Raw genomic sequence first — 17033 nt, 5'->3', positions numbered from 1 at the left:
TTTGGAATTAAGAACCAAGAATTTATTTAAATCCTAAATCGTATTTCGTTATTCCCAATTCGAAAATGGCTAAAGTAAAAACCTCCTATTTCTGTCAAAACTGTGGTGCCCAGAGTCCCAAGTGGTTGGGTAAGTGTCCTGCTTGTGGGGAATGGAACACCTATGTGGAAGAAGTAATCCAAAAGGAGGAAAGTGGAAAAGGGAGTTGGAAACCGGCAGGAAATGCCACAAAAAAGGCCAGCAAACCTCAGAAAATAGGAGAAGTCAAATACGAAGAACAAGCACGCTGGATTACTGGGGACCCGGAATTAGACCGGGTTTTGGGAGGAGGCATCGTTCCCGGATCTTTGGTATTGATCGGTGGGGAACCAGGAATCGGAAAGTCTACTTTGATGCTTCAAATCGCCTTGACATTAACAGAAAAGACCATTCTATATGTTTCTGGAGAGGAAAGTGAAGCTCAAATCAAAATGCGGGCGGATCGGATGGAAGCTAAAAATCCGGGCTGCTTCGTTCTTTCTGAAACCAATACTCAGCAGATTTTTCAGCAGGTAGACGCATTAAAGCCCGACTTTCTGATTATAGATTCTATTCAGACTTTGAATAGTCAATACGTAGAATCAGCTGCCGGATCAGTTTCCCAAGTCAGGGAATGTACCGCCGAGCTGATGAAGTTTGCCAAGGAAACCGGGATACCTGTATTTCTGATTGGACATATTACCAAAGATGGTTCGATTGCCGGGCCGAAAGTTTTGGAGCACATGGTGGATACTGTTTTACAGTTTGAAGGAGATCGTCATCTGACTTATAGAATCCTTCGGACTTCCAAAAACCGATTTGGCTCAACCCACGAACTCGGGATCTATGAAATGCGGGCGGAGGGACTTCGATCAGTTGCGAATCCATCAGAAATACTGCTGACTCAGCGAGAAGAGGTCCTCAATGGAGTTGCAATCGGGGCTATGATGGAAGGAAATCGACCTCTGTTGATCGAAATCCAGTCTTTGGTAAGTCCTGCCACCTATGGGACTCCTCAGAGAAGTAGCACAGGACATGATGCCAAACGATTAAACATGCTTTTGGCTGTTTTGGAGAAACGGGGAGGAATGAGAGTAGGAAATCAGGATGTCTTTTTGAATGTGGCTGGAGGATTGAGAGTTGATGATCCTGCTTTGGATTTGGCAGTCTGTGCCAGTTTGATTTCCAGCTATGAAGACAGTCCAGTTTCAGAGCAAATTTGTTTTGCCGGTGAAGTTGGTCTGGGAGGTGAGATCCGGGCGGTTTCAAGAATAGAGAACCGAATTGCAGAAGCCGAAAAATTAGGTTTTCAAAAAATTATGGTTTCCAAATATGCTGTTAAGGGACTTGACCTCAAAAAGTATAAAATTCAGATTCTCCAAGTCAGTAAGTTAGAAGAAATGTATTCTTTGATTTTTTAAGGGTTTGGTCTCAAGGCTTTTTTCACCAACTTTTTAATCATGAAACAGCTTTCAATTACGATTACTATTTCGCTTCTGGTTTTCATTTGCAAAAGCACTAGTTTCGCTCAAAACTCCAATGATAATCTTACTCATGGTTTTCAACGGATTGAACATGACCATTACATTCTTGAAAAGCCAACAAAAATTATAAATGCAGTATTGATTCTTTTCGGTGGATACCCACAATTGGCTGCGGATATTGAAAGAGAATTCGAAGTCTTTTCTGCAGCCAATGAAAATAATGTTGCAATTGTCTATTCCAATATCAATGGAAAACTTTGGCTGGAAGAAAATGTAAAAGAGTTAATGGCCTCTCACATTCAAGGGATTTTTGAGGAAAACAACCTTCCAAAAGATAATATAATCATCGGTGGATTTTCGAGTGGTGGAACTCTGGCGATGTTAATCGGAGATTATTTGATAGCTCACAAGAATTTTGAAATTGCTCCCAAGGGTGTTTTTTTGGTGGATTCGCCTGTGGATTTAGCTGTTCTTTATGAGGTTTCAGAAAAAAATGTCCAGAGAAATTTTTCTGAACCATCGGTCGAAGAAAGTTCATGGTTACTTGAGTTGCTTGGAGATAAAATCGGTAATCCTCATACGGATATTTCAGGATATGAAAAGCTATCCCTCTTCACTTCCCAAAGCGGTTATTATGGAAATTTGAAAAATTTGAAAAACACCAAAATCAGATTGTATACAGAGCCTGATACCCTTTGGTGGAAAGAAAATAGAAGGGTGAATTATGATGAAATGAATGCATTCTATATCAAAAAACTTGCGGAAAGATTAACAGAAGAGGGCTATAAACATGTTGAATATATTCCTACTGTTACTAAAGGCTATCGCTCCAACGGACAAAGACACCCGCATAGCTGGTCAATCGTTGACCCTAAAGATTTAATGAAATGGTTACTTCAAAATTAGAACTTTGGGGAGTTTAAAACAGTCTCCGCCACAAACCATTTATTTCAATCTCTTAGCTATCAAAATATTATAAATTTTCTTAGGTTTATAGTAGGTCTAATTTTTTAGAAACACACTTATAAATCAAGAATGCAATGAAAAAAGGAAATCCAGTTGTTTGGTTTGAAATCTATGTAGATGATCTCGAAAGGGCTCAAAAATTTTATGAAACGGTTTTTGATCTAAAATTAGTAGAAATGCCCATGCCTGAATCTGTTGATGATGATATGAAAATGTTGTTTTTCCCAAGCGATATGGAGTCAAAAAACACAGCCTCGGGAGCTATTGTTCAAATGGAAGGCTTCAAAGCAGGGGGGAGTAGTACCATCGTTTATTTTATGAGTGAAGACTGCAGCATTGAGGCCTCCCGGGTGAAAAAAGCCGGCGGAGAAATTTTCCAGCCCAAAACATCCTTAGGTGAGTTTGGATTCATGGTTTTGGCAACTGATACCGAAGGAAATATGATTGGAATCCATTCGATGGCTTAATTAGAAATACACTTAAATTCCAGAAAAATTCCACCTTAAATGAGTAAAAAAGAGGCTCTTCTGATCATCGATATGCAAAAGGGGTCATTTACTCCTGATACTCCTCGATTTGATTCCGATGGCGTGATCCAGCGTATCAATGATTTGGCAAGGTTATTCAGAGCCAGTCATTTTCCTGTTATTTTCATTCAACATCAAGGTATCGGTGAATTTGTAAAAGACACCTGGGAATGGGAGATGTTGGATGAACTTGAAAAAGAGGAATCTGATTTAATCATTTCCAAAACCGCAAATGATGCTTTTTATAGGACTGATTTGGAGAAAAAATTAGCCGAATTGGAAGTATCGAAATTGAACATTACTGGTTGCGCTACAGATTTCTGTGTAGAATCAACCATTCAATCTGCGCTCGTCAAAGAATTTGAGATCACAGTCGTGGAAGATGGGCATACCACTGGAGATCGGCCGAATTTGGATGCCGAAAATCTAATCAAACATTACAATTGGGTGTGGGCGAACCTAAGCCCTACAAAAGGGTCGGTTCAGGTAAGTCCATTTCAAAAAATCAAAGACCAGATAGCCTAGTATGAATACCGGGCTATCTGGTGAATGAATCTATTTGATCATGATTTTGGTCAATTCATCCTTCATTTCTTTGACAATCTCAGGCTTTTCAACTGCCAAATTGGTTTTTTCACTTGGGTCAGAGTTCAAATCAAACAATTGATCTTCAGCCTTGAAACCGGTTGGAATTAGTGGTCCCCAAGGAACCATATCCGGTCCATCATTTCCAGGGATAAACTTATAGCCATCATTTCTAACATAGGATAAATTTGTCTGTAGGGACTCCTGAACCAGACCAATTCTACCTTTGGAATCTTTCCCAATCAAGGCATCCCAATGGTTTTCTGAATCCAAAGCTTGCGTAGAGTCAAATGAAACCTGATTGACAGCTGCAAACGAAGCTAATAAATCCACTTGACTGAATAAGGCCTTGGATTCTTGACTTCCTTGAATGGATTTTGGCCACTTCACGATAAAAGGAACTCTTGTACCAGCTTCCAAAGCACTGTATTTCCCACCGCTTAATCCTCCACCTACTTCATCATAGTTAAAGAATTCTCTGGCCTGATCTACATATCCATCATCCAAAACAGGTCCATTGTCACTGGTGAATATCACGATCGTATTTTCCTCCAAGCCCTGTTCTTTTAGGAGTTTCATTATTTCTCCTACAGTCCAATCCAACTGCACGATCACATCTCCTCTAGGTCCAAATTCAGTAGCCCCCTGAAATCTTTCATGGGCGATTCTAGGAACATGGATATCATGGGTAGAGAAATACAGGAAAAATGGCTTTTCAGACTTTTCATTTACAAAGCCTGAGGCTTTTTCCACAAATGTCTGAGCAAAATCTTCATCTCTCCAAAGCGCTGCTTCACCACCACCCATGAAGCCAATTCTACTTACTCCATTGACGATGGAATGGTTATGTCCATGAGACCACATCATTTTTAACAATTCTGGATTGTCTTTTCCGGTAGGTCTATCTCCGACTTTCTCTCGATAATTTACTTCAATGGGATCATTCGGATCCAGTCCCACCACATGATGATCCTCCACAAAAACTGTAGGAACCCGATCTCCGGTGGCTGGAATAATAAAGGAATAATCAAAGCCGATTTCCAAAGGCCCTGGGCTGATTTCCCCATTCCAATCAGGGCCTTCATCACCTCCTAAACCCAAATGCCATTTTCCAATGGCTGCCGTTCTATAACCGGATCTTTGAAATACTGAAGGCAAGGTTTCCACACCGGGACGAATCAAGGCTGAAGCATCTCCTGGAGCTACTCCACGACCTTTTGCTCTCCAGGCATATTCCCCTGTAAGCATCGCATATCTAGATGGAGTACATGTGGCTGCAGTTGCATAGGCATTATTGAATTTCAGCCCACCTGAGACCAATTCATCGATATTTGGAGTGGGAATTTTTCCACCATAGGCCGAAATATCTCCATATCCAACATCGTCTGTATAAATCAGGATGACATTCGGTTTTGATTCTACCTCAATTTTTTCTGAGGGCTTATTGCAAGAAAATAGGGTTATGACCCCCAGTATTGCAAATAAGAAGCTTCTTTTTATCATTGGATAACGAGTAAGATTAAATAAAAGCAAGAGGCCAGTAATTTCTGGCCTCAAGTAAAATTATAAGAAATCAGATTAATAACCCGGATTTTGAACGAGGTTAGGATTATCAGCAATCAAAGAAAGTGAGATAGGTAGGTAATATCTTTCTGGGCCGAATGTTCTTTCTTCACCTTCAGCATTCTTTAGGGTAATGATATACTTATCGGTATCCAGATCATAGTTGAACACCAAACCTTTGGTTCTAACTCCGTCCAAATACTGAGGAGCAATTCTCCATCTGATCAAATCCCAAAATCTATGACTTTCGAAGGCCAATTCCACTTGTCTCTCCTGACGGATGGCATCTTCAGATATTTCTGTCAACAAGGGCATTCCTGCTCTATCCCTCAACTGATTGATTGCATCTAGAGCCTCTCCAGTTTTTCCTAAATAAAAGGCAGCCTCTGCAAAGTTCAATAATGTCTCACCAAATCTAAACACATAGAAATCTTGACCTGATCTACCAGAAATTGGTTCCAGGTTAGATTCATCCAATTTTTTTCTCAAAAGCAAAGCAGTATTTCTAGCGTTTCTTGGATGACATGCAGCAGGCCATGCTTCTCCATTTCTATCAAATGTTCCGCTTGTAGCTTGAACTCTTTCACCAGCTTCATTGGTGTAAAAAGTACTTGAATGAAAATAAACCAAACCGCCTTGCCAGGTAGATTCCGGATAAAAAACAGAAGCTCTAAACCTAGGATCTCTATTGCCAAAGAAGTCATGAATATCCCAAGAATTATCAGCAGTTAAGTCATCTCTAGAAATATCAGTTCCTTTTCTACCGTCTACAAAATCAAATTGTTCTACGATATCGTATAGCACAGGAAAATTAGAATTCCACGTGGATAAAAATCCTGCAGGAGTTGCCAAATTATCTAACGAATGACCTCTTACAATCGGCTCAAAGACTTCGGCAAAAATCACTTCATCATTTCCTTCATCCAAAAACAATTGAGTGAAGTTGACCATTTTATCTTCATGCTTATTATAAAGTGAGAATAATCCCGACTCAATCAATTCCTTGGATGTATCATAAGACTTTTGGTAGAAAGCATCCACAGAACCCGGCTCAATCCCGACTACGCCATCAGATCCTATTTCTCCAAAATTGCCAATACTGGCGGCATACAATGAAGACCTTGATAATAGAGCCAATGCAGTATATTTATCCACACGACCAGATGCACCGGTTTTTCCATCCGACATGGTTACTAGAATTTCCTCTAGTTCCGCTTGGATGAATTCATAAATTTCCTGCTCTGTTGCGCGAGAAGGGTATAAAATATCCTCAGGATCATCCACATTTTGAACACTTGTGATCAATGGAACTCCTCCGAATCTGATAACCATTTGGAAATAGGTGAATGCTCTTAAGAATCTAACTTCATTCGTTTTTTCTAAAATATATTCTTCATCGAAAGAAGTGCTCTCTCCAATATTTTCTAACAAATAATTAATATCCCTAATCGAGTTATATCCCCAATAATTCAAAGGCCCAGGACCTGAAGCCGCCGTATAAGACCTTCTGTATGTTTCGTTCGGCGTCTGCCAATTTGCAAAATTAATATGCTCAGCTCCTGCTGCCGGGATCATTCCCATATTCAGCTGGGCTTGGCCTCCCAAATTGATGAAAAGCATATCATTATAAATATTTGCAATGTATGCCTCAGTAAGGCTTTTATCTTCAAACACCACTTCCTCTGAGATAAAGTCTGGGGTTTTAGTTAATTGACTTTCACATGATGCAAAAACGGTCAACAGTAGCATCATTAATAATATTTTTGATTTCATGATATTCATGTTTTTTCGTTTATACATTTTAAAATCCTACTTGTACACCAAATGACATAGTTCTTAGCAATGGCAACTTGAAGGCATTGGCACTTGTTGCTTCTTCAGGATCCACCGCATTTTTGAAAATTCCCATATTATTAAATGACAAGAGGTTGTCTCCGGACATATAGACATTTGCATTGCTCAACCCAATTTTCGATAGGAAACTAGTTGGTAGAGAATAAGTTAATGTTGCCGTCTTAAGCCTGATATAGGTACCATTATACATCCAGAAGTCTGATTGAATATTATTCCATGGTCTAGTTCCGTTTCTTTCAAAAGCTGGAAGTTGCGCATCTGGATTTGCTCCAACTCCCGGGTTGTTAGGATCTTGTCTCCAAGTATATTGATCATGAAGTGTCAATGGAATCTGTTCATTATTGAATGCTCCTCGGAATAATCCTGAAATATTCACGTTGAAACGTGTTCCTCCTTGCCAAAGCATGGCAAATGAGAAATTCTTATAAGACAATCTTGGCGAAAGGGAATAGGTAATATCTGGATTGGAACCATATCCAATTTGATATCTATCAGCTCTATTTATTATTCCATCTCCCGTTAAATCCACATATCGAATATCTCCAGGCTTTGGTGCTCCATTGATATCTTCGATTGTATATTTTTCAAGGTATTCATCGACTTCAGCCTGAGTATTGAATAAACCGTCCGTTTTATAACCATAGGTAATATTTACCCATCGGCCACTTAACTGATCAAATTGCACTTGAATCGGATCGTCAAAATTGATATCCTCTTGGTAGTTTTCATATCGCTCTCTCGCATAGGCAATCCCAGCACTTATATCATATTTGAAATCACCAATGGTTCCTTGATTCCCTATAGAAAGTTCAAAACCTCTATTGCTTCTGGAATCCAAGTTAACCTGAGGAAGAGTAGCCCCAAATGTAGAAGGCAATGACTCAAGCGGGATTCTCAATAACCCATCTCTATATCTATAAAATGCATCTAGAGTCGCATATAGTCTACCACTAAACATGGTCATATCAACACCCACATTGTAAAGAGTTGTTTCTTCCCAAGTGATATTTGGATTGACCAGACCTGTGGTAGTAATCATTGGAAGCGGTGATCCATCTAGGTAATAAACACTTCCTGTTATTTCTTCAAAACCTGATAAATATTCAAAGGAAGTGTTTCCAATGTTGCTATCTACCCCTGTTTGACTGTATGACATTCTCAGTTTTAGCTGGTCCAATAGACTTGAACTCTTCAAAAAATCCTCATTGGCAATATTCCAACCTACGGAAACAGATGGGAAATAACCCCAGGCATTATTTCCAAATTTTGAACTTGCATCGGCTCTTAAGGTTGCCTCGATCAGATATTTTTGATCATATGCATAATTCAATCTACCTGCAAAACTGACACGCGTATATTGAATGTCTCTTCCAGTACCGTTTGTTGAGGTCAACTCATTTGTACCACCTACCTGAGGAACTTCTGTCGATAGTAGGTCTGTACGATTTACGGTTAATGACCTGTAGATATTGTTTTCATTTTCTCCGAAGACCAAAACCCCAAAAGAATGCTTGTCTACCTCTTTGTTATAGGTAGCATATACACGAGACAAAACTCTACTATTTGGATCATTTGAACCTCCGAAGTAGTAAGATCTGGAGAAAGAATTGCCCAAAATTGAAGCCCTCAAAGTATATCCATCAAAATCGTTGGTCACGGAATTAGGATCATAGGACCAAACATCATACGGTTTTCTAAGTGAAGCATTTTGCAGGTTTCTAGCTCTTACATTCACTTTTCCTCCTATTGCCAATCCTTTTACAAAAGGAATTGAATATTTTAATTCAGCTGCCCCGGCTAGTGTATGCATGTCAGTTTTGCTATAGCCGGCAAATTTCTGTTGAATTCTTGCAACCGGTGATCTTTCATTAAATCCTGAATAGGGTGCTTTTTCTGGGTCTGGAAGGCTAGGGTTAAAAATAGGCTGCGCTGTCTGCAAATCATTCCAAATAGTCGAAGGAGAGACAAATGAATAGTCTTTCTCTTCTTTGATATATTGTCCGTTGATAGTCAAAACCAAATTTTTGGACAAATCGATATCGATGTTATTGGTGAGGGTCAGCTTATTATAATCGTAGTCGCCCTCGAAAATACCAGATTGGCGGCTATAGCCGATTGAGGAGTAATATCGGATATTGTCACTCCCTCCTCTAAAACTCAAATTGTGATTCATTAACGGAGATCCGGTTTTTTTCAAAACTGCATCTACCCAATTATAGCTTGGCAATTGACCAGATTCATAAAGAGATAAATTTTCCTCAGTGAAAAGCGTACCATATCCAATTTCGGCCTCTGGGTTTAATGGATCATATTGTCCATTGAAAACTGCATCCCTACCAATTCTAATGAAACCTGCAGCGTCTACTTGGTCCGCAAAAGTCAACCTCTTTTGAGTAGCAACGTACCCATGATAATTCACTGTCATAGAACCTGCCTTACCTCTTTTGGTAGTAACCAAAATCACCCCATTCCCTGCTCTTGCACCATAGATTGCTGCAGAGGCATCCTTTAAAACAGTTACAGTTTCAATGTCATTGGGATCAATTCTATCTAGGTAAGATTCCACTCCATCCACTATCACCAGCGGATTTCCAAACCCACGAATACTCAAGGACGCGTTGTCTTCACCCGGTAACCCTGGATTTTGATTGGAAATCAACCCTGGAATCTGTCCGATTAAAAGGCCTTTGACATTGGTCACAGGCGTCTGAACTAATTTATCGGCCTTCAAATCCGTCACAGAGCCCGTTAGGTTACTTTTCTTTTGGGTACCATATCCTACAACTACTACTTCATCCAGATCTCCAAAATCCTCCTGAAGAAATATATCGATGGTGCTTCTGTTGTTTACCTGAACTGTCTGAGTAAGAAAGCCAACAAATGAATAGACAAGCTCGGCGCCTTCGTCGACCACCAAACTATAAGTCCCATCAAGATCAGTTACCGTACCATTGGTTGTACCTTTTTCGATAACAGTCACTCCCGGTATCGGGCTATCCGCTTCATCTTTAACCACTCCTCTTACTTCTATGTCGGCTTGAACGTTCTCAATTAAAACCTCCAGCACCTTTGTTTTACCAACATAGATACTGTTATTGACCTGTTTAAATTTCAATCCCATCTGTTGGGCGAAAATCTTCAACACATCCTCAACAGTTTTTGCTTCTTCATTAATCTCAATGCTTGAGTTACCATCAATTGCATCCTCAGGGTAAACAAACACATACCCTGTTTTTGACTCAATAAAATCGAAGAGTTCGGTCGTTGTCCAAAGCTTGTTTTCAACCCGAATTTTCGCCTTGTCAATAGATTTAATCTGTGCATTACTTTCACTGGCCATTAATGTGGACAGGAAAAAACATTGAATTAAGAGCCCATAGAAGAAACTCTTAGAGAGCGTCTTAAAGGCATCCAGTAATTTTTGTTTCATATTGGGTTATTTTAGGTGGTTATATTTTTTATTCTCTTTTTAATCAAACTGCTTACATGCTTATAATGACACTATTGTCCTGAATTGAATAGTTGAAGCCCATAGAGAATGAGAGTCCTTCCAAAATATTTTTAAGGCTTTCATTGTTGAATTCTCCAGAAACTTTCCGATTCATATTTAGGCTAAGTGGCACCTGAAACTCGACCCCATACCAATTCTGCAGGTCTGAAAAAATATCCTTTAGCCTTTTCCTTTTAAACTGAATGCGACCTTCCTTCCAAGCAGTCACAATGGATGGATCAAAATTGGAATTGATGATTTTGGAATCATTTTCCTTGAAAGTTGCCTTTTGTCCAGGGTCCAAAGTTTCAAATAAGCCTGCTATTGCTCCTGTATCTTCAATTTCAACTTTTACCCTTCCCTCCGTTAGAGCGATTTCCTCAATTCCATTTCTGGATAAAACATTGAATTCGGTTCCAAGCGCAGTGGTGTGCAATTCGCCTGAATCAACTATAAATGGTTTTTCTTTATTAGAGGCGACATCAAAATATGCCTCTCCTTGAATTTTGATATATCTCTTTTCCTTTCCATAATCCGAATCAAACTCGATACTTGAATTGGAATTGAGAATGACATAAGTCTGATCTGGAAGTCTTAATTTGAGTTTTTCACCAGATTTTGTTTCTCTTTTGTAAACAGTTGCTATTTCAAGGGCCTGTTCAGGAGTAGATTTCCCAAAATCAAAAAACATAAAAGCCAAAGCTGCAAATAAGATTAAAGAAGCTGCAATGCCTATGAAATTGCTATTGATGCTTCTTACCTTTTTTCCTTTTTCGGAGCCGATTTGTTGATGAACTTTATGAAGAATTTTATCTAATTGTGGACCTTGAGAAGTCTGCTCAATACTATCCCATGAATTTTGGAACATCTTGCTTAATTCTTCCTGAGAATCTTGCTGATCAAGCCAATTTCTGATTTGTTCTTCTTCTTGCGGAGTGCAAGCACCATTTAAAAATTTGATGAGTTTTTCCTTTTCCAATTGCTACAGGGGCCTTTTTGTACCTTATACACCAAAGTGCCTGCAACTACTTATGAGATTTAGAAAAATTCTTTGAAAAAATTAAGAAATCCAGTACATCATTATGATTATCAGAGATTTAACCCAATAAATTTCTTAGGAAAGAAAAACTAACGAAATCAGCACTAAGCTTGAGGATTGGCCAATTAGGTCATTCTTCAATTGCTTTTTAGCCAGATAAATATGGTGCTCTACTGTTCGGATGGAGATATTTAGCATATTGGCTATCTCCTGATGTGAGTACCCTTCCAATTTGCTCATGGAAAAAATCTGTTTTTGTGTAGGAGAGAGAGATCCCAAAATTTGGGCAGCAGTTTTTTCTTTGATTCCAAAAAATGATTCAGGTTCTTCTACAGAATCATCTATTAAAAGATCCAAATCAAGATCTTGATATTGAATTGCAGCTTTTCTTTTTCTGATTCTATTTAGCACCCGATTTTTAACGCAGGTGAAGATAAAACTCTGAAAACTGCAGTCTGTTTTAAGCTCTTTTCTTCTCTCCCAAATCTGAATAAACACCTCTTGCACTAGATCCTCTGCTTCAATTTCATTCCAAAAATAAGAACTAGCAAAACCCAAAACCTTACCGGCATACCTCCGATACAACTCATCAAAAGCATGCATTTTCCCTCTCTTCAGGGATTTAATCAATTTCTGGTCTGGATATTTAGAATAATCCTTCAATTCGATACTATAATTTGGAAGGTTCTAAAAGAGCAATTAAAACCTCCTCTTTTAATCTATTCAAACTTCAGAAAACATCATTTTTGAGTAAGCAAATCTTACTTTTAATGGCCAAGTTTTCTAAAAGTCACCTTCCAATTACAAGTATTTTTCTTTGGAATCAAAAAACAATTATTACCATTTAAATCAAATTTTTCTCGTTCACAGCTTAATTAAACTGAATTTTGAATTGAAACTTTGCAAAAATTCTTCTTTCCTTATCCTCAACAACTCTAAAAATTTCACCAAAATTAAAAATACAATTTTGACTCAAAATAGTCCTTAAGGCCTATTTCGAAGGTTTTTTTTCTAATCATGGATAGTTTAGACTCAACAATTTTATCTTTAGTTTGAAAAGGTAATGGGAAAGGAAAAAATGAAAAAGAAGCAACCTTTAACTGGTGAAATTTTTTTTGATTTTTTTCAAGAATGAATTTAAAACCCAATGTTCCATTCATTTTTTTTCTAAAAAACTCAACTAATCATTTATAGAAACCTTCAATAAATCCCTTTCAATGAAAATTGGTCTCGCTCAAATCAAGCCTTACAAAGGAGATATCCCCCAAAACATTGATCTCCACCTAAATTGGATCCGAAAGGCTGTTGAAGAAAAAGTCGATCTGATAGTATTCCCGGAACTTTCTCTGACAGGGTACGAGCCGGAATTGGCCCATGAATTGGCAATGGGGGCTAATGATCCCAGATTAAATACTTTCCAACAAGTCAGTGATCATGAAGGAATAAATATCGCTTTGGGAGCCCCAACTAGGGTTGAAAATGGAATTTTGATCAGCATGTTGATTTTCCAAGCCGATAAACCCATGGCAATCTATTCCAAACAACTGCTTCATTCCGATGAAAAACCTTATTTCATAGAAGGAGACTTTCAATTCATCCTCAGTCAAAATGGAATTCAAATAGCTCCTGCAATTTGCTACGAATCCCTTCAAAAGAGTCATGCGCTAAGAGCGAAGGAATTGAATGCGGATATTTATCTGGCTTCAGTAGCCAAACCCCAAAAGGGAATAGAAAAGGCAAATGAACATTTTCCTAAAATCGCTCTGGAACTAGGAATCCATGTGTTGATGGTCAATAGTGTTGGCTATTGCGATAATTTTTTGAGCACTGGACAAAGTGCGGTATGGAATCAGGATGGAAAATTAATTTCCCGATTAAATTCTAATGAGGAGCAGCTCCTAATTATTGAAGTTCCCAAGTAAGATTGGGGTTCCGAAGAGCCGGAAATTAAACCCTGATTTTGAGACAAATGAGTTATTAAACCTTGTGATGTTTAACGAATTTATTAATTTACCTATTCTTTATTTTGAAGGATAAACCCTCCCAATATGAGGTGGCCCTGTTTCCTTTTGACAGTTTTTAGGCAAAAAATTAGAGTACCATGTTTAATACCATTTTCAAGAATATAATCCCCAAACAAACAGCCAGCCCACTCTTACATAATGACTTTTTTGAAAGCTTAAGAAAGTCAGATTATTCAAGATTGGACAAGCAAAACCATATTTATCTAGACTATACGGGAGGAGGACTTTATGCACAATCTCAATTAGACCAGCATTTTGAATCCTTGAAACAAAACACGTTTGGAAATCCACACTCCACCAATCCCACTTCCCTCCACTCTACCAAATTGGTTCAACAAACCCGTGATAATATTCTAAGGTTCTTTAGAGCGGATGAATATCATTGCATTTTTACGCAGAATGCATCCATGGCCCTTAAAATCGTTGGCGAATGTTATCCCTTTGACCAAAATGGACATTTCCTATTGCTCGCAGACAATCATAATTCGGTCAATGGAATCAGAGAATATTGTAAAAATAAAGGAGGAACTGTCGATTATGTCCCGATCAACCTGGAAGATCTGACCATTCCTCGAGAGCTTTTGGAGCAATCACTTAACGGTTCCGAAAAATCCAACAAACTATTTGCATTTCCTGCCCAATCCAATGTATCTGGGGTAAAACATGATCTGGAATGGATAGAAAAAGCTCAGAAAAAAGGTTGGGATGTGCTTTTGGATGCCGCAGCCTTTGTTCCTACCAATGTTCTCGACTTATCCCTATTTAAACCGGAATTTGTATCCATATCATTTTATAAGATTTTCGGATTTCCAACGGGCATCGGTTGTCTATTGGTCAAAAAATCTGCTTTTGAAAAACTCAAAAAAAAATGGTTTGCGGGTGGTACGGTCAGCTTAGCCTCTGCAGCAACGCCCTTTCATTTTTTGGCTAGAGATCATGAGAGGTTCGAAAACGGAACTATCAATTACCTTGAAATCCCAGCTATCAATTTGGGACTACATCACATGGAATCCATAGGAGTACAACGGATAAAATCTAGAATCGACTCACTTTCTTCCTACTTGTATCAAAAGCTTGATCAATTAAGGCATAGTAACAATGTGAAACAGTTAGAAATTTTTGGGCCCAAGAACAGAGAAAACTGTGGAGGAAATATGATCATGACATTTAGAAAACCCGATAATTCAAAAATTGGGTTTGAGGTGATCGAAAAAATTACAAATACACGCAACATTTCCATTCGTTCAGGATGCTTCTGCAACCCAGGGCTGGACGAGACCAATAATTGTATTTCCAACGAAGAGCTAGTCCAATATTTTACCAGCAGACAAACCGGGGATTATTGGGATATGATTGCTTCTTTGAAAAAAATGCGAGGTGCGACGAGAGTCTCGGTAGGAATTGCTACCACACAAAAAGACCTTGAAACTTTCATAAGTTTTGTCAAGAGCTTGAAAGATCAAATTATCCGTTGATGGATGGTTTTAGGAGACTCCCTTAAAAGTAGTTTGAAAACCTTGGCTTATCTTCGGCCACTTAATCACATTCATATGAAATACGGACTATTCTTATTTTTCTCATTTGCCATCATATCTATTTCCATTGCCCAAGAGGCCGAACAGGCAAAAGTCAGGGAGGCTTTCGAAAATTATAAAAACTCCATTCTTACTGACAAGGGAAATGAAGCCGTCAATTGGGTAGATTCAAATACCCTGAATTATTACAGCGAAATGCTTGAAGTCACCAAGCACGCAGATTCGTTAGAGGTCAATAATCTAGGGATTTTGGATAAAATGATGGTTTTCACCATTAGAGCGCGAACATCTCGTCAGGATATTTTAAGCTTTGATGCCAAGAAACTCTTGGAGTATTCCATCAACGAAGGAATGGTTGGTAAAAGCAGCGTTCAAAATTTGGATATTGATACTCCCAAAATCAGCGAAAATAAAGCATCTGTACAAGTGATCACCAATGGGCAAACTATCCCTATTTCATTTGGTTTTCAAAAGGAAAATGGAACATGGAAAATCGACCTGACATCTATTTTTCCTACTAGCGAGGAAGCCTTAAAAAATGTTCAAGAATCCAGTGGAAAAGGCGAAAATGAATTTATAATCTGGATTTTGGAAATGACCATGAATGCTGAAATCGGAAATGAAATTTGGCAAAAAGTTGAATAAAACGATTAATCAATTACCCAAGAATCATCTAACTTACTACAAACCAACAGGCTAAGAACCCAAAATAAAAATTTGATTCCTTCATTTTTTAGATATTAAATTTTTAAATTATCTAGATTTTTAATTAATGTTTCGAAAATGAAAAAACTACTAGCAGAATTTATTGGCACTCTTTGGCTTGTTCTAGGGGGTTGCGGTAGTGCTGTATTGGCAGCAGGTTTTCCAGAACTGGGAATTGGTTTCGTAGGAGTTGCTTTTGCATTTGGATTGACGGTTTTAACAATGGCCTATGCAATTGGCCATATTTCGGGATGTCACCTTAACCCCGCTGTAACGATGGGTATGTGGGTTGGTGGTAGAATAGACAGTAAGGTGGTTCCTGGCTATATAGTTTCCCAAGTTTTGGGAGGAATAGTCGGTGCAGGTATTTTATACCTGATTGCCTCAGGAAAGCCAGGTTTCGAACTGGGTAGCTTCGCCGCCAATGGTTTTGGCGAAGCCTCTCCGGGAGGATACTCTATGTTGGCAGCTTTGATATGCGAAATTGTCATGACCTTCTTTTTCCTTTTTGTCATTTTGGGAACAACTCACAAAAACGCTCCCTCTGGATTTGCAGGACTGGCAATAGGACTGGCATTGACACTTATTCACCTAATTAGCATCCCTGTTACCAACACTTCGGTCAATCCTGCAAGGAGTACATCCCAAGCCATATTTGCAGGAGGAATTCATTTAGAACAGCTTTGGCTTTTTTGGATTGCACCAATAATTGGCGCAATTTTGGCGGGAATTGTTTATAAGTTTTTAGCTCCTGACAAGGACTAATTTTCCATTTAATTAATTATCACATGAAGTTTTTAAAAATTTTCTCACTCGTTTTCTTCCTAGGCCTTGTAGCAAGCTTAAACGCCAATGCTCAGGAAGTAGGTCTTAGGTTCGGAAATGACCTAGGCAACAATGTAGCCATTGATGGTATATTCTCCCTTGGAGAATTTAGCCGAGTTCATGCCGACGTAAGTTTCGGAAATAATGGTGTTGGGGTAGCTGCCCTTTGGCACCCATTATTCAGACCAGTTGGTAGTTCTGACTTCAACTGGTATGCAGGTTTTGGACCTTCTCTATTTTTAGGAGATCCATTTCAACTTGGAGTAGCAGGTGAAATTGGGATTGAATACGCATTTGCCGACGTTCCTATCACAATTGGCGCCGATTATAGGCCGACAGTAGTGATACTTGAGAATACTGGATTTAATGGTGACGGCTTCGGTTTGAATATCCGTTGGAGAATAAATGACTAAAAATT

At 38.7% G+C, this 17033-nt stretch carries 14 protein-coding genes; 9 read left to right on the top strand and 5 right to left on the bottom strand.

What is annotated here, in order from left to right; translation table 11 throughout:
* The first annotated feature begins 65 nt into the window (after positions 1-65).
* From radA to O0V13_RS02625, 4 genes are all read left to right on the top strand, one after another.
* The gene (radA, locus tag O0V13_RS02640; RefSeq protein ID WP_268033436.1) at positions 66-1439 is read left to right on the top strand and encodes a DNA repair protein RadA; all 1374 of its coding nucleotides are present in this window, start codon (positions 66-68) and stop codon (positions 1437-1439) included.
* 39 nt (positions 1440-1478) lie between these two features.
* Complete coding sequence (locus tag O0V13_RS02635; protein ID WP_268033435.1) at positions 1479-2408, top strand: hypothetical protein; 930 nt, start codon at positions 1479-1481, stop codon at positions 2406-2408.
* A 134-nt stretch (positions 2409-2542) separates the two neighbouring features.
* The gene (locus O0V13_RS02630) at positions 2543-2935 is read left to right on the top strand and encodes a VOC family protein (protein ID WP_268033434.1); all 393 of its coding nucleotides are present in this window, start codon (positions 2543-2545) and stop codon (positions 2933-2935) included.
* Positions 2936-2974: 39 nt separating this feature from the next.
* Positions 2975-3520, top strand: coding sequence for a cysteine hydrolase family protein (locus O0V13_RS02625; RefSeq protein WP_268033433.1), 546 nt, complete (start codon positions 2975-2977; stop codon positions 3518-3520).
* A 30-nt stretch (positions 3521-3550) separates the two neighbouring features.
* Here the strand turns inward: O0V13_RS02625 and O0V13_RS02620 are convergent, their stop codons facing one another.
* From O0V13_RS02620 to O0V13_RS02600, 5 genes are all read right to left on the bottom strand, one after another.
* Positions 3551-5083 carry a sulfatase family protein gene (locus O0V13_RS02620; RefSeq protein WP_268033432.1) on the bottom strand — a complete coding sequence of 511 codons (1533 nt, stop codon included), beginning with the start codon at positions 5081-5083 and terminating at the stop codon, positions 3551-3553.
* A 75-nt stretch (positions 5084-5158) separates the two neighbouring features.
* The gene (locus O0V13_RS02615; RefSeq protein ID WP_268033431.1) at positions 5159-6916 is read right to left on the bottom strand and encodes a RagB/SusD family nutrient uptake outer membrane protein; all 1758 of its coding nucleotides are present in this window, start codon (positions 6914-6916) and stop codon (positions 5159-5161) included.
* Positions 6917-6944: 28 nt separating this feature from the next.
* Positions 6945-10427 carry a TonB-dependent receptor gene (locus tag O0V13_RS02610; RefSeq protein WP_268033430.1) on the bottom strand — a complete coding sequence of 1161 codons (3483 nt, stop codon included), beginning with the start codon at positions 10425-10427 and terminating at the stop codon, positions 6945-6947.
* A gap of 52 nt (positions 10428-10479) precedes the next feature.
* Positions 10480-11466 (bottom strand): FecR family protein, encoded by a 987-nt coding sequence (locus O0V13_RS02605; protein ID WP_268033429.1) that lies wholly within the window; start codon positions 11464-11466, stop codon positions 10480-10482.
* A 135-nt stretch (positions 11467-11601) separates the two neighbouring features.
* Positions 11602-12189, bottom strand: a complete 588-nt coding sequence (locus O0V13_RS02600) for an RNA polymerase sigma factor (protein WP_268033428.1) — start codon at positions 12187-12189, stop codon at positions 11602-11604.
* Between the two features lie 554 nt (positions 12190-12743).
* Between O0V13_RS02600 and O0V13_RS02595 the strand changes: the two genes are divergently transcribed.
* The 5 genes from O0V13_RS02595 (at position 12744) to O0V13_RS02575 (ending at position 17028) form a co-directional block, all read left to right on the top strand.
* The gene (locus O0V13_RS02595) at positions 12744-13448 is read left to right on the top strand and encodes a carbon-nitrogen hydrolase family protein (RefSeq protein ID WP_268033427.1); all 705 of its coding nucleotides are present in this window, start codon (positions 12744-12746) and stop codon (positions 13446-13448) included.
* A 179-nt stretch (positions 13449-13627) separates the two neighbouring features.
* Positions 13628-15025 carry an aminotransferase class V-fold PLP-dependent enzyme gene (locus O0V13_RS02590; protein ID WP_268033426.1) on the top strand — a complete coding sequence of 466 codons (1398 nt, stop codon included), beginning with the start codon at positions 13628-13630 and terminating at the stop codon, positions 15023-15025.
* 75 nt (positions 15026-15100) lie between these two features.
* On the top strand, positions 15101-15730 hold the full coding sequence (locus tag O0V13_RS02585; RefSeq protein ID WP_268033425.1) for a hypothetical protein: 630 nt from the start codon (positions 15101-15103) through the stop codon (positions 15728-15730).
* A 138-nt stretch (positions 15731-15868) separates the two neighbouring features.
* A complete protein-coding gene (gene aqpZ, locus O0V13_RS02580) occupies positions 15869-16555 on the top strand; it encodes an aquaporin Z (RefSeq protein WP_268033424.1) in 687 nt (228 codons plus the stop codon).
* Between the two features lie 23 nt (positions 16556-16578).
* Positions 16579-17028, top strand: coding sequence for an outer membrane insertion C- signal (locus O0V13_RS02575; RefSeq protein ID WP_268033423.1), 450 nt, complete (start codon positions 16579-16581; stop codon positions 17026-17028).
* The last annotated feature ends 5 nt before the right edge of the window (positions 17029-17033 follow it).

The sequence above is a fragment of the Algoriphagus sp. PAP.12 genome, from assembly GCF_026652115.1.
Lineage (GTDB): Bacteria > Bacteroidota > Bacteroidia > Cytophagales > Cyclobacteriaceae > Algoriphagus.
This window is presented reverse-complemented; position numbering and strand designations above follow the sequence as displayed.

Bases quoted from the DNA above. Each gene is read 5' to 3' on its own strand.
- radA (WP_268033436.1), top strand. From the start codon at position 66: ATGGCTAAAGTAAAAACCTCCTATTTCTGTCAAAACTGTGGTGCCCAG.
- O0V13_RS02635 (WP_268033435.1), top strand. From the start codon at position 1,479: ATGAAACAGCTTTCAATTACGATTACTATTTCGCTTCTGGTTTTCATT.
- O0V13_RS02630 (WP_268033434.1), top strand. From the start codon at position 2,543: ATGAAAAAAGGAAATCCAGTTGTTTGGTTTGAAATCTATGTAGATGAT.
- O0V13_RS02625 (WP_268033433.1), top strand. From the start codon at position 2,975: ATGAGTAAAAAAGAGGCTCTTCTGATCATCGATATGCAAAAGGGGTCA.
- O0V13_RS02620 (WP_268033432.1), bottom strand. From the start codon at position 5,083: ATGATAAAAAGAAGCTTCTTATTTGCAATACTGGGGGTCATAACCCTA.
- O0V13_RS02615 (WP_268033431.1), bottom strand. From the start codon at position 6,916: ATGAAATCAAAAATATTATTAATGATGCTACTGTTGACCGTTTTTGCA.
- O0V13_RS02610 (WP_268033430.1), bottom strand. From the start codon at position 10,427: ATGAAACAAAAATTACTGGATGCCTTTAAGACGCTCTCTAAGAGTTTC.
- O0V13_RS02595 (WP_268033427.1), top strand. From the start codon at position 12,744: ATGAAAATTGGTCTCGCTCAAATCAAGCCTTACAAAGGAGATATCCCC.
- O0V13_RS02590 (WP_268033426.1), top strand. From the start codon at position 13,628: ATGTTTAATACCATTTTCAAGAATATAATCCCCAAACAAACAGCCAGC.
- O0V13_RS02585 (WP_268033425.1), top strand. From the start codon at position 15,101: ATGAAATACGGACTATTCTTATTTTTCTCATTTGCCATCATATCTATT.
- aqpZ (WP_268033424.1), top strand. From the start codon at position 15,869: ATGAAAAAACTACTAGCAGAATTTATTGGCACTCTTTGGCTTGTTCTA.
- O0V13_RS02575 (WP_268033423.1), top strand. From the start codon at position 16,579: ATGAAGTTTTTAAAAATTTTCTCACTCGTTTTCTTCCTAGGCCTTGTA.